Origin of the sequence: Yersinia aldovae 670-83, from assembly GCF_000834395.1 — a bacterium.
Classification (GTDB): Bacteria; Pseudomonadota; Gammaproteobacteria; order Enterobacterales; family Enterobacteriaceae; genus Yersinia; species Yersinia aldovae.
In genome coordinates, this window is record NZ_CP009781.1 from 81,198 (window position 1) to 98,354 (window position 17,157).

Genomic DNA, 17,157 nt, shown 5'->3' on the forward strand with positions numbered 1-17,157 from the left:
ATGGATATTACCGCGTTTTATCAGACATTTTTTGATGAAGCAGACGAATTGCTGGCAGATATGGAACAGCATCTGTTATTGCTGGACCCGCTAGCTCCTGATAATGAACAACTCAATGCCATTTTTCGTGCTGCTCATTCGATCAAAGGTGGCGCAGCAACGTTTGGTTTTACGGTATTACAAGAGACAACCCATCTGTTGGAAAACCTGTTGGACGGTGCCCGCCGCGACGAAATGCGCCTGAGCACTGATATCATCAACCTGTTTTTGGAAACGAAAGATATTATGCAAGAACAGTTGGACGCCTATAAAACCGCTCAGGAACCCAATACGGAAAACTTTGAGTACATCTGTCAGGCATTACGGCAACTGGCGCTTGAAGCTTTAAAGCAACAAGAGGCTGCTACTCAGGTATCAGAATTAGCCAACGGCACGCCGCTATCTGCTGATACAAAAGTTGCCGGTAAGTCCCCGGCGCTGGTTCAAGGCGGAATGCGCATCCTTCTGTCTGGCTTGAAAGAACAAGAAATCCCGTTAATGCTGGAAGAATTGGGCAATCTGGGAGAAGTGAAAGATCCTCTCCAGGGCAGCGATAGCCTTGAAGCGACCTTGATTACCTCTGTCAGTGAAGACGATATCAGCGCGGTATTGTGCTTTGTGCTGGAACCTGAGCAAATCACTTTCATTCAGGCCGATACAGGAAAACAGACAGACATTGAACCGATTGTGGCACCGGTCGCCAGCGCGCCAACGCCCGCAATTCCCACCGCCGTTGCGACTATGCCGAGCGGTGCGGAACACGTAAAACCTAAAGCAAAAGCCAGCGAATCTACCAGTATTAGAGTTGCCGTTGAGAAAGTTGACCAACTCATCAATCTGGTTGGTGAATTAGTGATCACCCAATCTATGCTTGCTCAACGCTCCAGTTCACTGGACCCGGTGATTAACGGTGATTTGCTCAATAGCATGGGCCAATTGGAACGTAATGCGCGCGACTTGCAAGAGTCGGTAATGTCTATTCGTATGATGCCAATGGAATATGTGTTTAGCCGTTTCCCGCGTCTGGCCCGTGATTTGGCCAGCAAGCTTAATAAGCAGGTTGAACTGACCCTATTAGGCAGTTCAACCGAACTGGATAAAAGCCTGATTGAACGCATTATCGACCCCCTAACGCATTTGGTGCGTAACAGCCTTGACCACGGTATTGAAAGCCCGGAAACCCGCATCGCTGCCGGTAAACAACCCATCGGTAACCTGACACTGTCCGCCGAACACCAGGGTGGCAACATTTGTATCGAAGTGCTTGATGATGGAGCAGGGCTTAACCGGCAAAAAATTCTGGCAAAAGCGCAATCTCAGGGGATGGCAGTCAATGATCATATGAGCGACGAAGATGTCGGGATGCTGATTTTTGCACCGGGCTTCTCCACCGCTGAACAGGTGACCGACGTTTCTGGCCGCGGTGTTGGGATGGATGTGGTTAAACGTAATATTCAAGAGATGGGCGGCCATGTGCAGGTCAGCTTCCAGGCAGGTTTGGGGACTTCTATTCGTATCCTGCTGCCATTGACGCTGGCTATTCTTGATGGGATGTCCGTAAAAGTCAGTGACGAGGTATTCATCTTGCCATTGAATGCCGTGATGGAGTCACTGCAACCATTGGCAGAAGATCTCCATCCGTTAGCCGGCGGTGAACGCGTGCTGCAAGTGCGCGGTGAATACCTGCCATTGGTCGAGTTGTACCGGGTGTTTGATGTTGAAAACGCAAAAACTGAAGCCACTCAGGGTATCGTTGTGATACTGCAAAGTGCCGGACGCCGCTACGCATTGTTGGTAGACCAATTGATTGGTCAACATCAGGTGGTAGTGAAAAATCTGGAAAGTAACTACCGGAAAGTACCGGGTATTTCCGCCGCGACCATATTGGGAGATGGCAGTGTGGCACTCATTGTTGATGTGTCAGCGTTACAGGCATTAAACCGGGAAAAGCGTGTTGTGGCGGATGATGTTGTCGCAGCATAGCCGATACACCTGTATAAAACCCGTATAAAAACAGGTATGGGGGCAAGACCTGCCCTCAGCCTTAAAAACAAACATAAACACAACCTATTGATTTAAGGGTGAAAACATGGCAGGACTAGCAACCGTCACGAAGCTGGCTGGCGAAACGGTAGGACAAGAGTTCCTGATTTTTACACTGGGCGATGAAGAATACGGCATCGATATTCTGAAAGTACAAGAGATCCGTGGTTATGACCAGGTAACGCGTATTGCTAATACTCCATCGTTCATCAAGGGCGTGACTAATTTACGCGGTGTCATTGTTCCCATTATTGATTTACGTGTCAAATTTGCACAACAAGGCGTCACTTATAACGAAAATACAGTGGTGATCGTGTTGAATTTAGAGCAGCGCGTCGTGGGCATTGTGGTTGATGGCGTATCTGATGTGCTGTCATTAACCAATGAACAAATTCGCCCGGCACCTGAGTTCGCCGTGACGCTGGCGACAGAATATCTAACGGGTCTAGGCTCGCTTGGCGAACGTATGTTGATTTTGGTCGATATCGAGAAGTTGCTGAGTAGTGAAGAGATGTCGTTGATTGATGCCGTGGCAAAGGGCTAGGGTGCTCAGATTTCAGTTAATGATAATCTTGGTTGAACCCATATCATCAGACCTCCGATAAGCGCCATCGGAGGTCTGTCGTAAAGGTAAAATATATCCATAACTCTGCATATTTTGGCTTAGAATTATCGCGTTAATGGTGTATGAATTATTTTAATAAGGCCCGCATAAAAATTTCCCTGCGCATTTAATTTAAAATATTCATTTGGTTTTATTTGTTTTGCTTCACTTGTCGTTTTTGAAAACTGGCTTGTGATGGTCCCTGGTCTAGTGAGTTGACGGCCTTGGTTGATCCCTGCGAATTGAGTTCCAAAACGATTTGTTACTGAATTCACTCTCTCTTTTAATGATTCAGATGTTTTTTGTCCTTCTGTACTGCGACGGTTATGGGAGATAGTCGGTGCAGTATATGCTTTAAAAAACATGGATTTCCCCTCTATTCTTTGAAAAAAGACTTTACTATCAGCCGTGATAGTAAAGTGGTTTGCAGATGGGGGGTATCAAAAAACGCATCACTTCCGGGGTTCCGGGTTGCCTATCCTCATAATACAAACTGAATTAACGTCCCATATCAAAATAAGCCAGAACCGCTAAACAGGTTCCTCAAAATGCCAATATCGGGTATTGCCTGGCTAAAATAATCCCTCTCTTCGGTAAAGTTCCTCGATTTGATGCCGATAATACTAGTAATTGGCGTCTGGTATTTGGCGCACTCGTATTTTGACGTACTTATGAAGGGATAACATGTTCAAGCGTATGAAAGTGGTCACCAGTTTGCTGCTGGTGTTAGTGCTATTTGGTGCCTTGCAATTGGTTTCTGGCGGACTTTTCTTCAACTCGTTGAAAAATGACAAAGAAAACTTTGCTGTTTTGCAAGTTATCCGTCAGCAACAGTCGGTTTTGAATGAGAGTTGGGTAAGTCTGCTGCAAACACGCAATACACTAAACCGTGCTGGTATCCGTTACATGATGGATGTGAACCATACCGGCAGTGGCCCTACGGTCAATGATCTTTTAGCATCAGCCAAAGGGACATTAGGTGTGGCGGCGGAGCGGTTTAAAAGTTACGAACAGATCCCGTTGGATAGCCAACAGAATCCGGATGCCGCACAAAAATTAAAACAAACGTATGATCAATACTTCGGCGCACTGACCGAACTTATCCAGTTGATGGAAGCGGGCAAGATCAATGAATTCTTTGACCAGCCAACCTCCAGTTTTCAAAATGCTTTCGAGAAAGATTACAACACTTATCTAGTACAAAATGACAGCCTGTATGCCTCCGCCGTTGAAGACAGTAACCAATCCTTTAGCTTTGCGATGGGGGTGATTATTGCTGTCCTGATCGCAGTAACCACCGTGATCGTAATTGTGTGGCTGGGGATGCAGCGCATCCTAATTAACCCGCTAAAACACTTGATTGGACATATCAAATATATCGCCAATGGTGATTTAACCCAGAACATTGAAGTGCATAGTCACAACGAAATGGGCATCTTGGCTGCCAGCTTGAAACATATGCAAGCTGAATTGATAACGACGGTCAGTCATGTGCGTTTAGGTGCGGATGCTATCTACAGTGGCGCGTCAGAAATTGCAGCGGGAAACAATGATTTGTCTGCCCGCACGGAGCAGCAGGCCGCATCATTGGAAGAAACGGCTGCCAGTATGGAGCAGTTGACCGCCACAGTGAAACAAAATGCTGAGAATGCGCGTCAGGCCAGCCAATTGGCCTTGAGCGCTTCAGAAACGGCACAAAAAGGTGGCAAGGTCGTGGCGAATGTGGTTCAGACCATGCACGACATTGCCGGAAGTTCACAGAAGATTGCCGACATTACCAGCGTAATCGACGGTATTGCGTTTCAAACGAACATTCTGGCATTGAATGCTGCGGTGGAAGCTGCGCGTGCTGGTGAGCAGGGCCGTGGCTTTGCGGTGGTCGCCGGTGAAGTGCGTAATCTGGCGCAACGCAGCGCGCAGGCAGCAAAAGAGATCAAAGGGCTGATTGAAGACTCAGTCAACCGTGTAGACATGGGATCAGTGCTGGTTGAAAGTGCCGGTGAAACGATGGGCGATATCGTGAGTGCGGTAACCCGCGTGACTGACATTATGGGCGAAATCGCATCCGCCTCCGATGAACAAAGTCGCGGTATCGATCAAGTTGGTCAGGCGGTAACGGAAATGGACCGTGTGACACAACAAAATGCTTCATTGGTGGAAGAATCAGCCTCTGCCGCCGCCGCACTGGAAGAACAAGCCAGTATGTTGACCCAATCCATGTCCGTATTTGTTCTGCGTATGGATAACGGTAATTCCACAAAAGATGTCAGAAAAACAAAGCAGCCGGCACAGGACTTGAGCATCACGGCTAAAAAAACACTGGGAAGTGACCTGCAAGACAATTGGGAAACTTTCTAGCCCCTACACAAAATATATACCCTAAATAATTCGAGTTGTAGGAAGGCGGCAACTGGGTAAATTCCTGGGAGCTTACATTAAGTAAGTGACCGGAGTGACAAATTTGCAGGGAGCCGATTTGAATGCTGCTTGCAGAGGTGAGGCCCACGGATGGGGCGAGTAGCGAAGGTAGCCAACGTACATGCAGCTTGAAATATGACGGGATAGATAAAGCCGGCCAATGAGCCGGCTGAGAAGAGGTTACGATGTTTGGCCGAATCCGGATTTCTACCAGCTTTTTCCTGTTACTGATGTTTATTTGCTCTATACAGTTAATCTCAAGTGGTCTGTCATTTACGGCGTTTCGCTCAGACTATCAAAATTTAAACCGTGTGGATCTGAGCAGTCAGCAACGGGATGCATTAAGTCTCAGTTGGGTATCCTTGCTTCAGGCGCGTAATACCTTAAATCGAGCGGGGACTCGCTCGGCTCTCAAAGTCCCACAGGAGCAAGTCAATGCATTAATGGGCAACGCACGTAGCTCATTACAGAAAGCAGATCTCTATTTTAATCAGTTCCTGGCTGTGCCGCGCCTTGATGCGAGCGATACCGGCGCAGAAATGCTGGAGGCTACCAAAAACAGTTATCAGAACTTACGTACTTCGTTACGACAATTAATCGATTTTCTGGAAGCCGGTAATCTACAAGGTTTCATGGATCAACCTACCCAGAAAACGCAGGACTTGTTCGAAGCTGATTTTGTGCAGTATTTGCAGTATGCCAATGATGTCATAGCCAAAGCAGGTACTCAGAACCAGCAGGCTTATCATCTCTCCATGTGGATATTTGGTGGCGCGATTCTGATGGTGATAGTGATGGCCATTTCATCTCTTATTTGGTTGCGTAATATGTTTATGAAACCACTGACGACGATGGGGCAGCATTTTGATCGCATAGCACAAGGGGACTTGTCAGGCAGGATCTCGGTGTCAGGCCGTAATGAAATTAGTCAACTGTTTGCCAGTTTGCACATTATGCAGCAGTCGCTGATTACCACGGTCAGCCATGTGCGTGACGGTACCGAATCCATGCTTACCGGCATCCAGGAAATTTCGGCCGGTAACAATGACTTATCAGCAAGAACTGAGCAACAGGCAGCGTCATTGGAACAAACAGCGGCCAGCATGGAACAACTGACGGCTACGGTAAAACAGAATGCCGACAACGCCCGGCAGGCAACACTGTTGGCAAAAGATGCGTCAGGTACTGCCGCACGAGGCGGGGAGCTGACGAGCAGTGTAGTGACAACTATGCATGATATCGCCACCAGTTCGCAGAAAATTGGCGCTATTACCAGTGTGATTGACGGTATTGCCTTTCAAACTAATATTCTGGCACTGAATGCGGCGGTTGAAGCTGCCCGCGCTGGCGAACAGGGCCGGGGCTTCGCGGTGGTCGCCGGTGAAGTGCGTAATTTGGCACAGCGCAGTGCGCAGGCGGCAAAAGAGATTAAAGGGTTGATCGATGAATCGGTCAGCCGTGTTCGCCAGGGCTCCACACTGGTTGAAAATGCGGGGACGACTATGGAAGAGATCGTTCGCTCAGTGACTCGGGTTACCGACATTATGGGTGAAATCGCTTCCGCTTCGGATGAGCAAAGCCGGGGCATTGAGCAGGTTTCACTCGCAGTAACTCAGATGGATCAGGTCACTCAGCAAAACGCCGCATTAGTGGAAGAGGCTGCGGCTGCGGCCAACGCATTAGAGGAGCAGGCAAGTATGCTCTCCGATGCAGTGTCCGTTTTTCGTTTGGAGCAGGATAGCGACAGCGGTGAGGGGCAGGCGGCAGATGGCAGAGATAAGCAACGGGTTGTAAAAGCAACTGCCTCAAAGGAAAACCCAGATTGTCAAACGGCGTAACGAAGGCTTTGCAGTGGGGTGAGGGCGGATGAAACCATCATCGATGAAACAATCATCTTTAAATCTGGCTCCCCAGCCATCACCCCAAGAGTCAGGTTCGATACTGACCCAGATGGTTCAACGGCTGCCGCTGTCGGATGTCCACTTCCGGCGTATCTGCCAACTTATTTATCAACGGGCCGGCATCGTTCTGGCCGATCACAAGCGGGAAATGGTCTATAACCGGCTAGTTCGGCGGCTAAGATTGCTGGGCATTAACGATTTTGGTCAGTATCTGGCATTGCTGGAATCTGATCCGAATGGTGCGGAGTGGCAGGCATTTGTTAATGCCTTGACCACTAATCTGACGGCATTTTTCCGTGAGGCGCACCATTTTCCGATTTTGGCTGAACATGCACGTCAGCGGTCGGGAACGTATTCTGTCTGGAGCACCGCGGCATCTACCGGTGAGGAGCCTTACTCCATCGCCATGACTCTGAGTAATGCGTTGGGGAATCGGGCCGGATCTTGTCAGGTATCGGCCAGTGATATTGATACTCAGGTACTGGAAAAAGCCACCAGTGGCGTGTATCGGCAGGATGAGTTGCGTTCGTTATCGGCACAGCAGATGCAACGTTATTTTCTGCGTGGTACTGGTCCGCATCATGGCATGGTGCGGGTGCGGCCAGAGCTTGCCAATATGATTCAGTTCCAGCAACTCAATCTGTTGGCACCAGAGTGGGCATTACCGGGGCAGTTTGACGCTATTTTTTGCCGCAATGTGATGATTTATTTTGATAAAGAGACGCAGGAACGCATTCTTCGTCGCTTTGTCCCTTTACTAAAACCTGGCGGCTTGATGTTTGCAGGCCACTCGGAGAATTTCAGTCAAATCAGTCGGGAATTTTATTTGCGCGGGCAGACCGTTTATGGACTGACCAAGGAGAGGTGATGAGTAAAATCAGAGTATTGTGCGTTGATGATTCTGCACTGATGCGTCAGCTAATGACTGAGATTATCAACAGTCACCCGGATATGGAGATGGTTGCTGCGGCACCGGACCCGCTGGTTGCCCGTGATTTAATTAAAAAATTCAACCCGCAGGTTTTGACCCTCGATGTTGAAATGCCACGGATGGATGGGCTGGATTTTCTCGAAAAGTTGATGCGCTTACGGCCAATGCCGGTGGTGATGGTTTCATCATTAACTGGTAAGAACTCTGAGATAACCATGCGTGCGCTGGAATTGGGGGCAATCGATTTTGTCACCAAACCTCAGTTGGGTATTCGGGAAGGGATGCTGGCATACAGCGAGTTAATTGCGGAGAAAATTCGCACCGCAGCCAAAGCCCGATTACCGCAGCGCGGCCCAGAACATGCACCGGTTATGCTTAGTCATACGCCGCTGCTCAGTAGTGAAAAGTTAATTGCGATTGGTGCATCAACCGGTGGTACTGAAGCGATACGTATGGTGTTGCAGCCGTTGCCGCCGACCAGCCCGGCGCTACTGATTACTCAGCATATGCCGCCAGGTTTTACCCGTTCGTTTGCAGAACGGCTTAATAAGTTGTGCCAAATCACCGTCAAAGAGGCAGAAGACGGTGAACGAGTATTACCGGGACATGCCTATATAGCACCAGGTGATCGGCATATGGAACTGGCTCGCAGTGGGGCGAACTATCAAGTGCGCATTCACGACGGGCCTGCTGTTAATCGCCATCGTCCCTCAGTGGATGTTCTTTTCCGCTCAGTTGCGCAATACGCTGGGCGTAATGCGGTTGGTGTGATTCTGACGGGAATGGGCAATGACGGTGCGGCGGGCCTGCTGGAAATGCATCGGGCAGGAGCCTATACCATCGCGCAAAACGAGGCCAGTTGTGTGGTCTTCGGGATGCCACGCGAAGCTATAGGTATGGGCGGTGTGAATGAAGTTCTGGAGTTGAATCAGATAAGTCAGCGTATGTTGGCACAGATAAGCAGCGGCCAAGCCTTGCGAATCTAGTCCCCTGATTCCTTGACTTACAGCGGTGTTAGCAGCGCGCACTTACCTGAATCACTTACTTATGTAAGCTTATCGGGATTTGTTTGCTTGTTCCCTTGCTGTAACACCAATGTCTTTGGGGCGAAATTTTTCCGGTGTAAATCGGGCGTGGTATTTAATCGCTCAGCGGTGAGCAACAAACCTTAGGAGTTGGTATGGCGGATAAGAATCTCAGATTTTTGGTGGTAGACGATTTTTCGACCATGCGTCGTATTGTCCGAAACCTGCTTAAAGAGCTGGGTTTTAACAATGTGGAAGAGGCCGAAGATGGCGTAGACGCATTGAATAAATTACGTGCGGGGGGTTTTGATTTTGTGGTTTCAGATTGGAACATGCCAAATATGGATGGCCTGGACCTGTTGAAAACTATCCGTGCCGATGGTGCTCTTGGCTCTTTGCCGGTGTTGATGGTGACTGCCGAAGCTAAAAAAGAGAATATCATCGCAGCAGCACAAGCCGGTGCCAGTGGTTATGTAGTGAAACCTTTCACTGCCGCTACCTTGGAAGAGAAGCTCAATAAGATTTTTGAAAAGTTGGGTATGTAAGGAGGCGAGATGAGTAACCATCAAATGCCCGCAACAGATGCGGCATCAGCCAGCGATATCATAAGCCGCATTGGTCAACTGACGCGGATGTTACGCGACAGTTTGCGCGAGTTAGGGCTGGATCAGGCGATTGCGCAGGCAGCAGAAGCGATTCCAGATGCGCGTGACCGCCTGGATTATGTAGTTCATATGACGGCCCAGGCTGCTGAAAGGGCACTAAACTGCGTCGAAGCGGCGCAACCGCGCCAAAATGAGTTAGAATCATCGGCAAAGGCGCTTACAGTTCGCTGGGATGAATGGTTCGCCAACCCAATCGAGTTATCAGATGCCCGCTCGCTGGTGAGCGACACGCGTGAATATCTGGATGTGGTGCCACAACATACCTCATTTACCAATGCGCAATTGTTGGAAATCATGATGGCGCAGGATTTCCAGGACCTTACCGGTCAGGTTATCAAGCGCATGATGGACGTGGTGCAAGAGATTGAGAAGCAACTATTGATGGTGCTGATGGAGAATATTCCAGATATGCCAGCAAAACCGCAAAAACCGGCAGACAGCCTACTCAATGGGCCACAACTGGATAAAAATGGTGCTGGCGTTATTGCCAACCAGGATCAGGTTGATGATTTGCTCGACAGTTTGGGTTTCTAAGCTGACAGTCACTTATAAAGTGCAGATGAGGAACCCCTCATCTGCCATTATCATCTTGATTTATTTATCTTTGCGATAAGCTCGTTTGATTTAAGTTGTTCTTAGCCCTCTCAAACCACATCGCTGTCATCTTTTTTCCATTCTCTGCCAGACTTATTTTATATAACACTCAGCCTGTCTATTTCCTCAACAGGGGCATTTAAATGTCGACCAAGGCCGGTTACCCATTGTCAACTAACGGCACTCATTCGTGAAATAACCGCCTAATTGTCGCTTTGTTCCAACCATAGACTTGATGAATATTTGTCATCCTAGACAACAATTTTGTTATTTATTCATTTTCCGACATGGAAGCGCTCACGCTGAACAGTAACATTTACGCCAACAGAGGCCATTGCTGTGGCTGAAGATAGCGATGCAGAAAAAAGCGAGGAACCCACAGCACATAAGCTGGAAAAGGCTCGCGAAAAAGGACAGATCCCGCGCTCGCGTGAATTGACCTCGATGCTGATGCTCGGAGCCGGTTTGGCTATCTTGTGGATATCCGGTGAGTCGATGGCGCGCCAGTTGGCCGCCATGATTTCCCAAGGACTGCATTTTGATCACGCCATGGTCAGTGATGATAAGCAAATGTTGCGGCAAGCCGCCATGCTATTAAAGCAAGCTGTTATGGCTTTGCTACCGGTCTTTGCGGGATTGGTTATTGTGGCATTGGCAGTACCGATGCTGCTGGGTGGCGTGCTATTTAGCGGCGAATCCTTCAAGTTTGACCTGCAACGCATGAGTCCTCTGGCCGGGCTAAAGCGGATGTTTTCCTCACAATCACTGGCTGAACTATTAAAGGCTATCCTCAAAGCGACGCTGGTCGGTTGGGTTACAGGGTTATTCCTTTGGCACAACTGGCCACAAATGATGCGGCTGATTTCCGCACCACCTATTGCCGCATTGAGCGATGCGCTTAATTTGATTATTTTTTGCGGATTTGTGGTGGTCTTAGGGCTACTACCGATGGTTGGTTTTGACGTATTTTACCAGATAACCAGCCATATCAAAAAGTTACGTATGACCAAACAAGAGATACGTGATGAATTTAAAGATCAAGAAGGGGACCCGCACGTCAAAGGACGTATCCGCCAGCAGCAACGGGCAATGGCTCGTCGCCGTATGATGGCTGATGTGCCCAAAGCCGATGTGATAGTCACCAACCCGACTCACTATGCGGTGGCATTGCAATATAACGAATCGAAAATGAGTGCGCCAAAAGTGCTGGCAAAAGGCGCGGGCGCGGTAGCACTGCGTATTCGTGAGCTGGGTGCCGAGCACCGTATTCCTTTATTAGAAGCCCCCCCACTGGCGCGGGCATTGTTTCGCCACAGTGAGGTCGGGCAACATATTCCTGCCACCCTTTATGCGGCGGTCGCCGAGGTCCTTGCCTGGGTTTATCAGTTGAAACGCTGGAAGCGGGAAGGCGGGCTGGTACCGAAAAAACCTGAACATCTGCCGGTGCCGGAAGCATTGGATTTTGCAACAGAGAGTGAGACTGACTAATGGCTAATTTGGCTGCCCTGCTACGTTTACCGAGCAATTTCAAAGATACGCAGTGGCAAATCCTCGCAGGACCGATCCTGATCCTGATGATTTTGTCGATGATGGTATTGCCACTGCCTCCCTTCGCGCTGGATTTGCTATTTACCTTTAATATCGCACTTTCCATCATGGTGCTATTGGTCGCCATGTTTACCCAGCGCACGCTGGATTTCGCGGCTTTCCCCACTATTTTGCTGTTTTCTACATTGCTGCGTTTATCGCTCAACGTCGCATCCACCCGTATCATTTTGATGGATGGTCACACCGGAGCCGCTGCTGCTGGACGGGTTGTCGAAGCTTTCGGCCACTTCCTGGTTGGGGGCAACTTTGCTATCGGCATTGTGGTGTTCATCATTTTGGTGATCATCAACTTTATGGTGATTACCAAAGGGGCTGGGCGTATTGCCGAAGTGGGGGCGCGCTTCGTATTGGATGGGATGCCCGGTAAACAGATGGCGATTGATGCTGACCTGAATGCCGGACTGATTGGCGAAGATGAAGCGAAAAAGCGCCGTTCAGATGTGACACAAGAAGCTGACTTCTACGGTTCGATGGACGGTGCCAGTAAGTTTGTGCGTGGTGACGCGGTCGCCGGATTGCTTATCATGGTAATAAACGTGGTCGGCGGCTTGTTGGTCGGGGTGATTCAGCATGGCATGGCGCTAGGACATGCCGCTGAAACCTATACCTTGCTGACCATCGGTGACGGCCTGGTCGCCCAAATCCCCGCGTTGGTTATCTCAACTGCCGCCGGTGTGATAGTGACCCGCGTTAGTACCGATCAGGATGTCGGTCAGCAGATGGTGACTCAGCTATTTAACAACCCGCGAGTGATGGTCTTGAGCGCCAGCGTGCTGGGTCTGCTGGGTATGGTTCCAGGGATGCCTAACTTTGTCTTCTTGCTGTTCACCGCCGCACTGCTGGCATTAGCCTGGCGTTTGCGCGGCAAACAAATGCAGCAACCTGTCGCTGAGCAAGCGCCGGTCGTCCAAGACCAACAACAGGCCGCAGAAGCGACCTGGTCAGATGTGCAACTGGAAGATCCTCTCGGAATGGAGGTGGGTTACCGGCTGATTCCAATGGTTGATTTTCAGCAAAATGGTGAGTTGCTGGGGCGTATTCGCAGTATTCGCAAGAAGTTTGCTCAGGAAATGGGGTATCTGCCGCCAGTGGTGCATATTCGCGACAATTTGGAGCTGCCACCGGCGAGTTATCGGATATTGATGAAAGGGGTTGAAATCGGCAGTGGCGAGGCTCATCCAGGGCGCTGGCTGGCGATTAACCCCGGTAATGCCGCCGGAACACTGCCCGGTGAAACAACCCATGATCCTGCCTTTGGCCTGGCAGCGGTATGGATTGAAAGCGCCTTACGTGAGCAGGCGCAGATTCAGGGCTTTACGGTGGTTGAGGCCAGCACGGTGGTGGCAACGCATTTGAATCACTTGATTAGCCAGTATGCCAGTGAGCTGTTTGGTCGTCAGGAGACGCAGCAACTGCTGGACAGGGTTACCCAGGAAATGCCTAAGCTGACCGAAGATTTCGTCCCCGGCGTGGTGACACTCACTATCTTGCATAAGGTACTGCAAAATCTGCTGATGGAACGTGTTTCGATTCGCGATATGCGCACCATTATCGAGACATTGGCTGAACATGCGCCTAACCAAACGGACCCCTATGAATTAACCGCAGTGGTGCGGGTGGCATTAGGGCGCTCGATTGCCCAGCAGTGGTTCCCTGGCAGCGGTGAAATTCAGGTTATCGGGCTGGATGCGGCATTGGAGCGTCTATTATTACAGGCGTTGCAAGGCGGTGGCGGGTTAGAACCGGGTTTGGCAGACCGGCTACTGGAGCAATCCAAACAAGCGCTACAGCGGCAGGAAATGCTAGGCGCACCACCGGTATTACTGGTTAACCATGCACTGCGGGCGTTACTGGCGCGCTTCCTGCGTCGTAGTTTACCGCAGATGGTGGTGCTATCTAATCTGGAAATTGGCGATAACCGCCAGATCCGCATGACTTCAACGATAGGAGCCGCCTGATGCTGATTCGCCCCTTGGCTTTTGTGATTGGTGTGCTGCCATTATTTGCCTGTGCGGTGTCCGGCACTTGGGTGGCGGACGGTATTGGTGTCACGCAGAGCCTACGCGGAGTGGTGACCTCATCGGCAGCGCTGCAATCGCCGGTTGCACTGGCCGATAAAGATGCGCGGATCGTTTCGATAGGATGGCGCTACCAGCTCATGTCAGCAGCGCCAAATGGTTTGGAAGTGAGGCTCTGTACGTCAACCCGTTGTATGCCTCTTGACGGGGGGAGTGGACAGAGCAGTATGCTGGCAGGTGAAGCCGCCGCGAATCAACTGTTCTTTGTTTATTTCATTGCGGGCAAAGGCAGGGTGAATCCACCGCTGCAAGTGATCAGCAACCAAGTGCTGGTCAACTATCGCTAAAACCATACAAATGGGTGATAGCAAGTGATACAGAAATAGACCGGTTGTTCGGCCGCATCAGCGGCCCGTGCTGTTTGACTGATTGAGAGTGCTATCGCACCACAAAAAAACCATCCCAATAGGATACTTACACGCTGTTTTTTCATTTACCCTCTTTGTAACCAAGCATTGTTGCCTGGTTTCAGCAGACTAACGCATTACAAGCAAACAGAAAAAACCATTTTGTGAATAGGTAGGAAGCATTGGTGTGGTGATTGAATTAGACGAAATTGGGGTGCCAGGCGGATATAATCCCCGGCAGTGCGGCGGGTTATATCCGTAGGGATAGTCTGTTAAATCCCAATCTTACGGCCCAGCAAACTGGCACCTTTGGATTGGCCATCGGGGCCATACAGTGATTGGCCATGACGGGTGTTCAAGACAGCCAGAGCCTGAGTGTTATGCTCAATGTGCTGTTGTAGCAACAATCCATTATGTAAGTTGCCGTAGTGCAATTCTTCGGCTAATTGCAAAATACGTTGCCAGCGGTCGGCTAATGCCGCGGCTTGGTTGTAAGGTGCTTGTACATTGATTGCTGCTTGCGTGGTGAGTCGGGCCTGATCCAGATAAGCCAGCGTGGCTAAGATTGAGCTTTTTTGCTCCGTAACACCTTGTAGTACCACGCCTTGAATCCGGCCAGAGCACAGTAACTGCTGTTCTTGTGCCACCACGGTTTTCAGTGATTCGAGCAGTTCCAGCTGCTGGTCCAGATTGGTCTGTAATCTTTCCACCACCACGTATCCTTTTATGTTTACGGCGAGCTATTTGTTGCAACTAACTGTTCTTGAGGTCATCCGCCACATTTTTTAGCAAGGCATCGGCAATTTTACCGGTGTCCATCGTCAATTGACCGGAGCGAATGGCCTGTTTTAAGGTTTCTACGCGTTCAACGTTGATGTCCTGGCTGCCCGGTTGCATCAGCTTAGCCTGCGCATCACTCAATTTAACCTCGGTACCACTGACGGGTGTTTTTGTCTGGGTTGCCGGTTTGCGCGTTTGTTGCGCGATGTCACTGGTTTCCCGTGGCTGCACTTGTGTTACCGGTAATAGCGGCTGAGTGCGATCAATACTCATGGTGTTGCTCCCTTTATAGCGGGATTGACGTTTATCGACCCGCAAGACTTTTATCTTTCAGTAAAAGAATGGCGGGATTGTCACTTTTTACCCGCAGATAACTGCATAACAGTGTTATCGGCACCGGTTAAAAAAACTTTAATCACTATAACATTATCTGAATCGTACCATTGTCGGCCACAGTTCCACTGACGATTTGCCCAGACGCCATGCGTACCCGGACACTATCTTGCACCGCTGCGTTGTTCATGGCCTTGCCTGTGCTGTTAATATTGAACCCTTCGCCCTGCGCTAATATTTGTACATCCTGCCCGGCTTTAATTACCCACAGGCGGCGTAACATATTGCGCGTTAGCGGTTGCCCGGCATTAATTTGTCGCAAGCTAACCGCACCCTGTGCAAAATGCGTATCGAGCAGCGCACCCGGCGGCAGGGTATCGAGGCGGCCTTGTTTCATTTCAATATCCGGCATACTAATTTTCTCACCCGCAGCCAGCCGTCGAGTGGCAACGGCATAACGCCCGCTGACTTGCACCTGGGTTTGAATAAAGCGCCGTTGGCCATTACAACGAACCGACAAACTGACATTCCCCCAAGGGCGGGAATGGGTTGGCAGGGTGATTTCAGGCATCTCACATTGTGGCCATTGGCTTTGGGGCGTTTTGATAATAACTGCGACCTGACTTTCTTTATCGGGATATTGCTGCTGGAAAAATTGATTTACCTGCGCCGATAAATTTGCCGCCAAAGCCTGATGGGGGGCAGCTTGACTAGCAAGTAGCAGCCCAAGAGCCAATGTCATGACACTATTACTTTTCATTATCATCAGTTTTCTTTTTGCCCCCGCTATTTGCTAAACCCTCGATCCCGTTAAAGACGGCTATTACCTCTTCTGCACACTAGTGTACCTGTACCTCGCTAAGGTTAAGGGAACAAATAGCGACGCATTTTGCCCTTATTCTGGCGATAGGCTTACCTATACGGCGTTTATGCTGTCGACTCCAAATTCTAACCTTGCGGGGGGACTATGCTCGACAAACTGGACGGTGCTCTGCGTTTTCAACAAGAGGCGCTTAACTTGCGCTCTCAACGCCAGGAAGTCCTGTCATCCAATATTGCAAATGCGGATACACCCGGCTTTCAGGCACGCGATATCGATTTCTCCAGCCAACTGAAAAAAGTGATGGAGCAAGGGCGAGTCAATGGTACTGGGGTATCGCTCAGTTTAACGTCAGCTCGACATATCCCGGCAAGTACGGTTCAACCGCCGGATCTGGACTTGTTATTCCGCGTACCAGACCAACCGGCGATGGATGGTAATACAGTTGATATGGACCGCGAACGTACCAACTTTGCCGATAACAGCCTGAAATATCAGACCAGCCTGACCGTTCTTGGCAGTCAGATCAAAGGGATGATGTCAGTGTTACAACAAGGATAAGACGTATGTCTTTACTGAATATTTTTGATATTGCCGGTTCTGCATTATCGGCTCAATCGCAGCGGTTGAACGTCAGCGCCAGTAACATGGCCAATGCCGAAAGTGTGACCGGCCCGGATGGTCAGCCTTATCGTGCCAAGCAAGTGGTGTTTCAGGTTGCCGCTCAGGCGGGGCAGGAGACCGGCGGTGTTCGTGTGTCTCAAATCGTTGATGATCCGGCACCGGACCGTTTGGTGTTCCAGCCGGGTAACCCGCTGGCTGATGCCAAGGGCTATGTACGTATGCCTAACGTTGATGTAACCGGTGAAATGATTAACACCATTTCTGCTTCACGTAGTTATCAGGCCAACGTTGAAGTTCTGAATACTACAAAATCCTTGATGCTTAAGACGCTGACACTGGGTCAATAA

The 17,157-nt window shown here is 49.8% G+C and carries 17 protein-coding genes; 13 read left to right on the plus strand and 4 right to left on the minus strand.

Annotated features, from left to right (window positions below; genetic code table 11):
* Complete coding sequence (cheA, locus tag AT01_RS00340) at nucleotides 1-2,022, plus strand: chemotaxis protein CheA (protein ID WP_042545639.1); 2,022 nt, start codon at nucleotides 1-3, stop codon at nucleotides 2,020-2,022.
* Between the two features lie 106 nt (nucleotides 2,023-2,128).
* The gene (gene cheW / locus AT01_RS00345) at nucleotides 2,129-2,626 is read left to right on the plus strand and encodes a chemotaxis protein CheW (RefSeq protein ID WP_004700989.1); all 498 of its coding nucleotides are present in this window, start codon (nucleotides 2,129-2,131) and stop codon (nucleotides 2,624-2,626) included.
* Between the two features lie 125 nt (nucleotides 2,627-2,751).
* Here the strand turns inward: cheW and AT01_RS00350 are convergent, their stop codons facing one another.
* A complete protein-coding gene (locus AT01_RS00350; protein WP_042545640.1) occupies nucleotides 2,752-3,051 on the minus strand; it encodes a hypothetical protein in 300 nt (99 codons plus the stop codon).
* Nucleotides 3,052-3,370: 319 nt separating this feature from the next.
* Here AT01_RS00350 and AT01_RS00355 point away from each other — a divergent pair, with 319 nt between their 5' ends.
* From AT01_RS00355 to AT01_RS00395, 9 genes are all read left to right on the plus strand, one after another.
* Nucleotides 3,371-5,044, plus strand: coding sequence for a methyl-accepting chemotaxis protein (locus tag AT01_RS00355; protein WP_042545641.1), 1,674 nt, complete (start codon nucleotides 3,371-3,373; stop codon nucleotides 5,042-5,044).
* A gap of 245 nt (nucleotides 5,045-5,289) precedes the next feature.
* Nucleotides 5,290-6,942: a methyl-accepting chemotaxis protein gene (locus AT01_RS00360; RefSeq protein WP_042545642.1), complete on the plus strand. Its 1,653-nt coding sequence runs from the start codon at nucleotides 5,290-5,292 to the stop codon at nucleotides 6,940-6,942.
* A gap of 112 nt (nucleotides 6,943-7,054) precedes the next feature.
* The gene (cheR, locus tag AT01_RS00365) at nucleotides 7,055-7,873 is read left to right on the plus strand and encodes a protein-glutamate O-methyltransferase CheR (RefSeq protein ID WP_042548437.1); all 819 of its coding nucleotides are present in this window, start codon (nucleotides 7,055-7,057) and stop codon (nucleotides 7,871-7,873) included.
* Nucleotides 7,873-8,922, plus strand: a complete 1,050-nt coding sequence (locus AT01_RS00370) for a protein-glutamate methylesterase/protein-glutamine glutaminase (RefSeq protein ID WP_004700983.1) — start codon at nucleotides 7,873-7,875, stop codon at nucleotides 8,920-8,922. Before cheR ends, AT01_RS00370 begins: the two co-directional genes overlap by 1 nt.
* A gap of 194 nt (nucleotides 8,923-9,116) precedes the next feature.
* On the plus strand, nucleotides 9,117-9,506 hold the full coding sequence (gene cheY, locus AT01_RS00375) for a chemotaxis response regulator CheY (RefSeq protein ID WP_004700981.1): 390 nt from the start codon (nucleotides 9,117-9,119) through the stop codon (nucleotides 9,504-9,506).
* Nucleotides 9,507-9,515: 9 nt separating this feature from the next.
* Entirely contained in the window at nucleotides 9,516-10,160 is a 645-nt protein-coding gene (gene cheZ / locus AT01_RS00380; RefSeq protein WP_004700978.1) for a protein phosphatase CheZ, read from the plus strand.
* 399 nt (nucleotides 10,161-10,559) lie between these two features.
* Nucleotides 10,560-11,708 (plus strand): flagellar biosynthesis protein FlhB, encoded by a 1,149-nt coding sequence (gene flhB / locus AT01_RS00385; protein ID WP_042545643.1) that lies wholly within the window; start codon nucleotides 10,560-10,562, stop codon nucleotides 11,706-11,708.
* Nucleotides 11,708-13,786 carry a flagellar biosynthesis protein FlhA gene (gene flhA, locus AT01_RS00390; protein WP_004700977.1) on the plus strand — a complete coding sequence of 693 codons (2,079 nt, stop codon included), beginning with the start codon at nucleotides 11,708-11,710 and terminating at the stop codon, nucleotides 13,784-13,786. Before flhB ends, flhA begins: the two co-directional genes overlap by 1 nt.
* Nucleotides 13,786-14,193, plus strand: coding sequence for a flagellar protein FlhE (locus AT01_RS00395; protein WP_042545644.1), 408 nt, complete (start codon nucleotides 13,786-13,788; stop codon nucleotides 14,191-14,193). The genes flhA and AT01_RS00395 overlap by 1 nt, the downstream gene beginning before the upstream one ends.
* Nucleotides 14,194-14,525: 332 nt before the next feature.
* On the opposite strand, the gene AT01_RS00400 is transcribed toward AT01_RS00395, so the two are convergent.
* From AT01_RS00400 to flgA, 3 genes are all read right to left on the minus strand, one after another.
* Nucleotides 14,526-14,966: a flagella synthesis protein FlgN gene (locus tag AT01_RS00400; RefSeq protein ID WP_042545645.1), complete on the minus strand. Its 441-nt coding sequence runs from the start codon at nucleotides 14,964-14,966 to the stop codon at nucleotides 14,526-14,528.
* Nucleotides 14,967-15,006: 40 nt separating this feature from the next.
* On the minus strand, nucleotides 15,007-15,306 hold the full coding sequence (gene flgM / locus AT01_RS00405) for a flagellar biosynthesis anti-sigma factor FlgM (protein ID WP_042545646.1): 300 nt from the start codon (nucleotides 15,304-15,306) through the stop codon (nucleotides 15,007-15,009).
* Nucleotides 15,307-15,451: 145 nt separating this feature from the next.
* Entirely contained in the window at nucleotides 15,452-16,132 is a 681-nt protein-coding gene (flgA, locus tag AT01_RS00410; RefSeq protein ID WP_042545647.1) for a flagellar basal body P-ring formation chaperone FlgA, read from the minus strand.
* A gap of 201 nt (nucleotides 16,133-16,333) precedes the next feature.
* Between flgA and flgB the strand changes: the two genes are divergently transcribed.
* Together flgB and flgC are read left to right on the plus strand one after the other, a co-directional pair.
* On the plus strand, nucleotides 16,334-16,747 hold the full coding sequence (flgB, locus tag AT01_RS00415; RefSeq protein WP_004700969.1) for a flagellar basal body rod protein FlgB: 414 nt from the start codon (nucleotides 16,334-16,336) through the stop codon (nucleotides 16,745-16,747).
* A gap of 5 nt (nucleotides 16,748-16,752) precedes the next feature.
* Entirely contained in the window at nucleotides 16,753-17,157 is a 405-nt protein-coding gene (flgC, locus tag AT01_RS00420; protein WP_004700967.1) for a flagellar basal body rod protein FlgC, read from the plus strand.

Bases quoted from the DNA above. Each gene is read 5' to 3' on its own strand.
- AT01_RS00355 (WP_042545641.1), top strand. From the start codon at position 3,371: ATGTTCAAGCGTATGAAAGTGGTCACCAGTTTGCTGCTGGTGTTAGTG.
- flhA (WP_004700977.1), top strand. From the start codon at position 11,708: ATGGCTAATTTGGCTGCCCTGCTACGTTTACCGAGCAATTTCAAAGAT.
- AT01_RS00350 (WP_042545640.1), bottom strand. From the start codon at position 3,051: ATGTTTTTTAAAGCATATACTGCACCGACTATCTCCCATAACCGTCGC.
- cheZ (WP_004700978.1), top strand. From the start codon at position 9,516: ATGAGTAACCATCAAATGCCCGCAACAGATGCGGCATCAGCCAGCGAT.
- AT01_RS00360 (WP_042545642.1), top strand. From the start codon at position 5,290: ATGTTTGGCCGAATCCGGATTTCTACCAGCTTTTTCCTGTTACTGATG.
- cheA (WP_042545639.1), top strand. From the start codon at position 1: ATGGATATTACCGCGTTTTATCAGACATTTTTTGATGAAGCAGACGAA.
- AT01_RS00370 (WP_004700983.1), top strand. From the start codon at position 7,873: ATGAGTAAAATCAGAGTATTGTGCGTTGATGATTCTGCACTGATGCGT.
- flgA (WP_042545647.1), bottom strand. From the start codon at position 16,132: ATGATAATGAAAAGTAATAGTGTCATGACATTGGCTCTTGGGCTGCTA.
- flgC (WP_004700967.1), top strand. From the start codon at position 16,753: ATGTCTTTACTGAATATTTTTGATATTGCCGGTTCTGCATTATCGGCT.
- cheW (WP_004700989.1), top strand. From the start codon at position 2,129: ATGGCAGGACTAGCAACCGTCACGAAGCTGGCTGGCGAAACGGTAGGA.
- flgM (WP_042545646.1), bottom strand. From the start codon at position 15,306: ATGAGTATTGATCGCACTCAGCCGCTATTACCGGTAACACAAGTGCAG.
- cheR (WP_042548437.1), top strand. From the start codon at position 7,055: ATGGTTCAACGGCTGCCGCTGTCGGATGTCCACTTCCGGCGTATCTGC.
- cheY (WP_004700981.1), top strand. From the start codon at position 9,117: ATGGCGGATAAGAATCTCAGATTTTTGGTGGTAGACGATTTTTCGACC.
- AT01_RS00395 (WP_042545644.1), top strand. From the start codon at position 13,786: ATGCTGATTCGCCCCTTGGCTTTTGTGATTGGTGTGCTGCCATTATTT.
- flgB (WP_004700969.1), top strand. From the start codon at position 16,334: ATGCTCGACAAACTGGACGGTGCTCTGCGTTTTCAACAAGAGGCGCTT.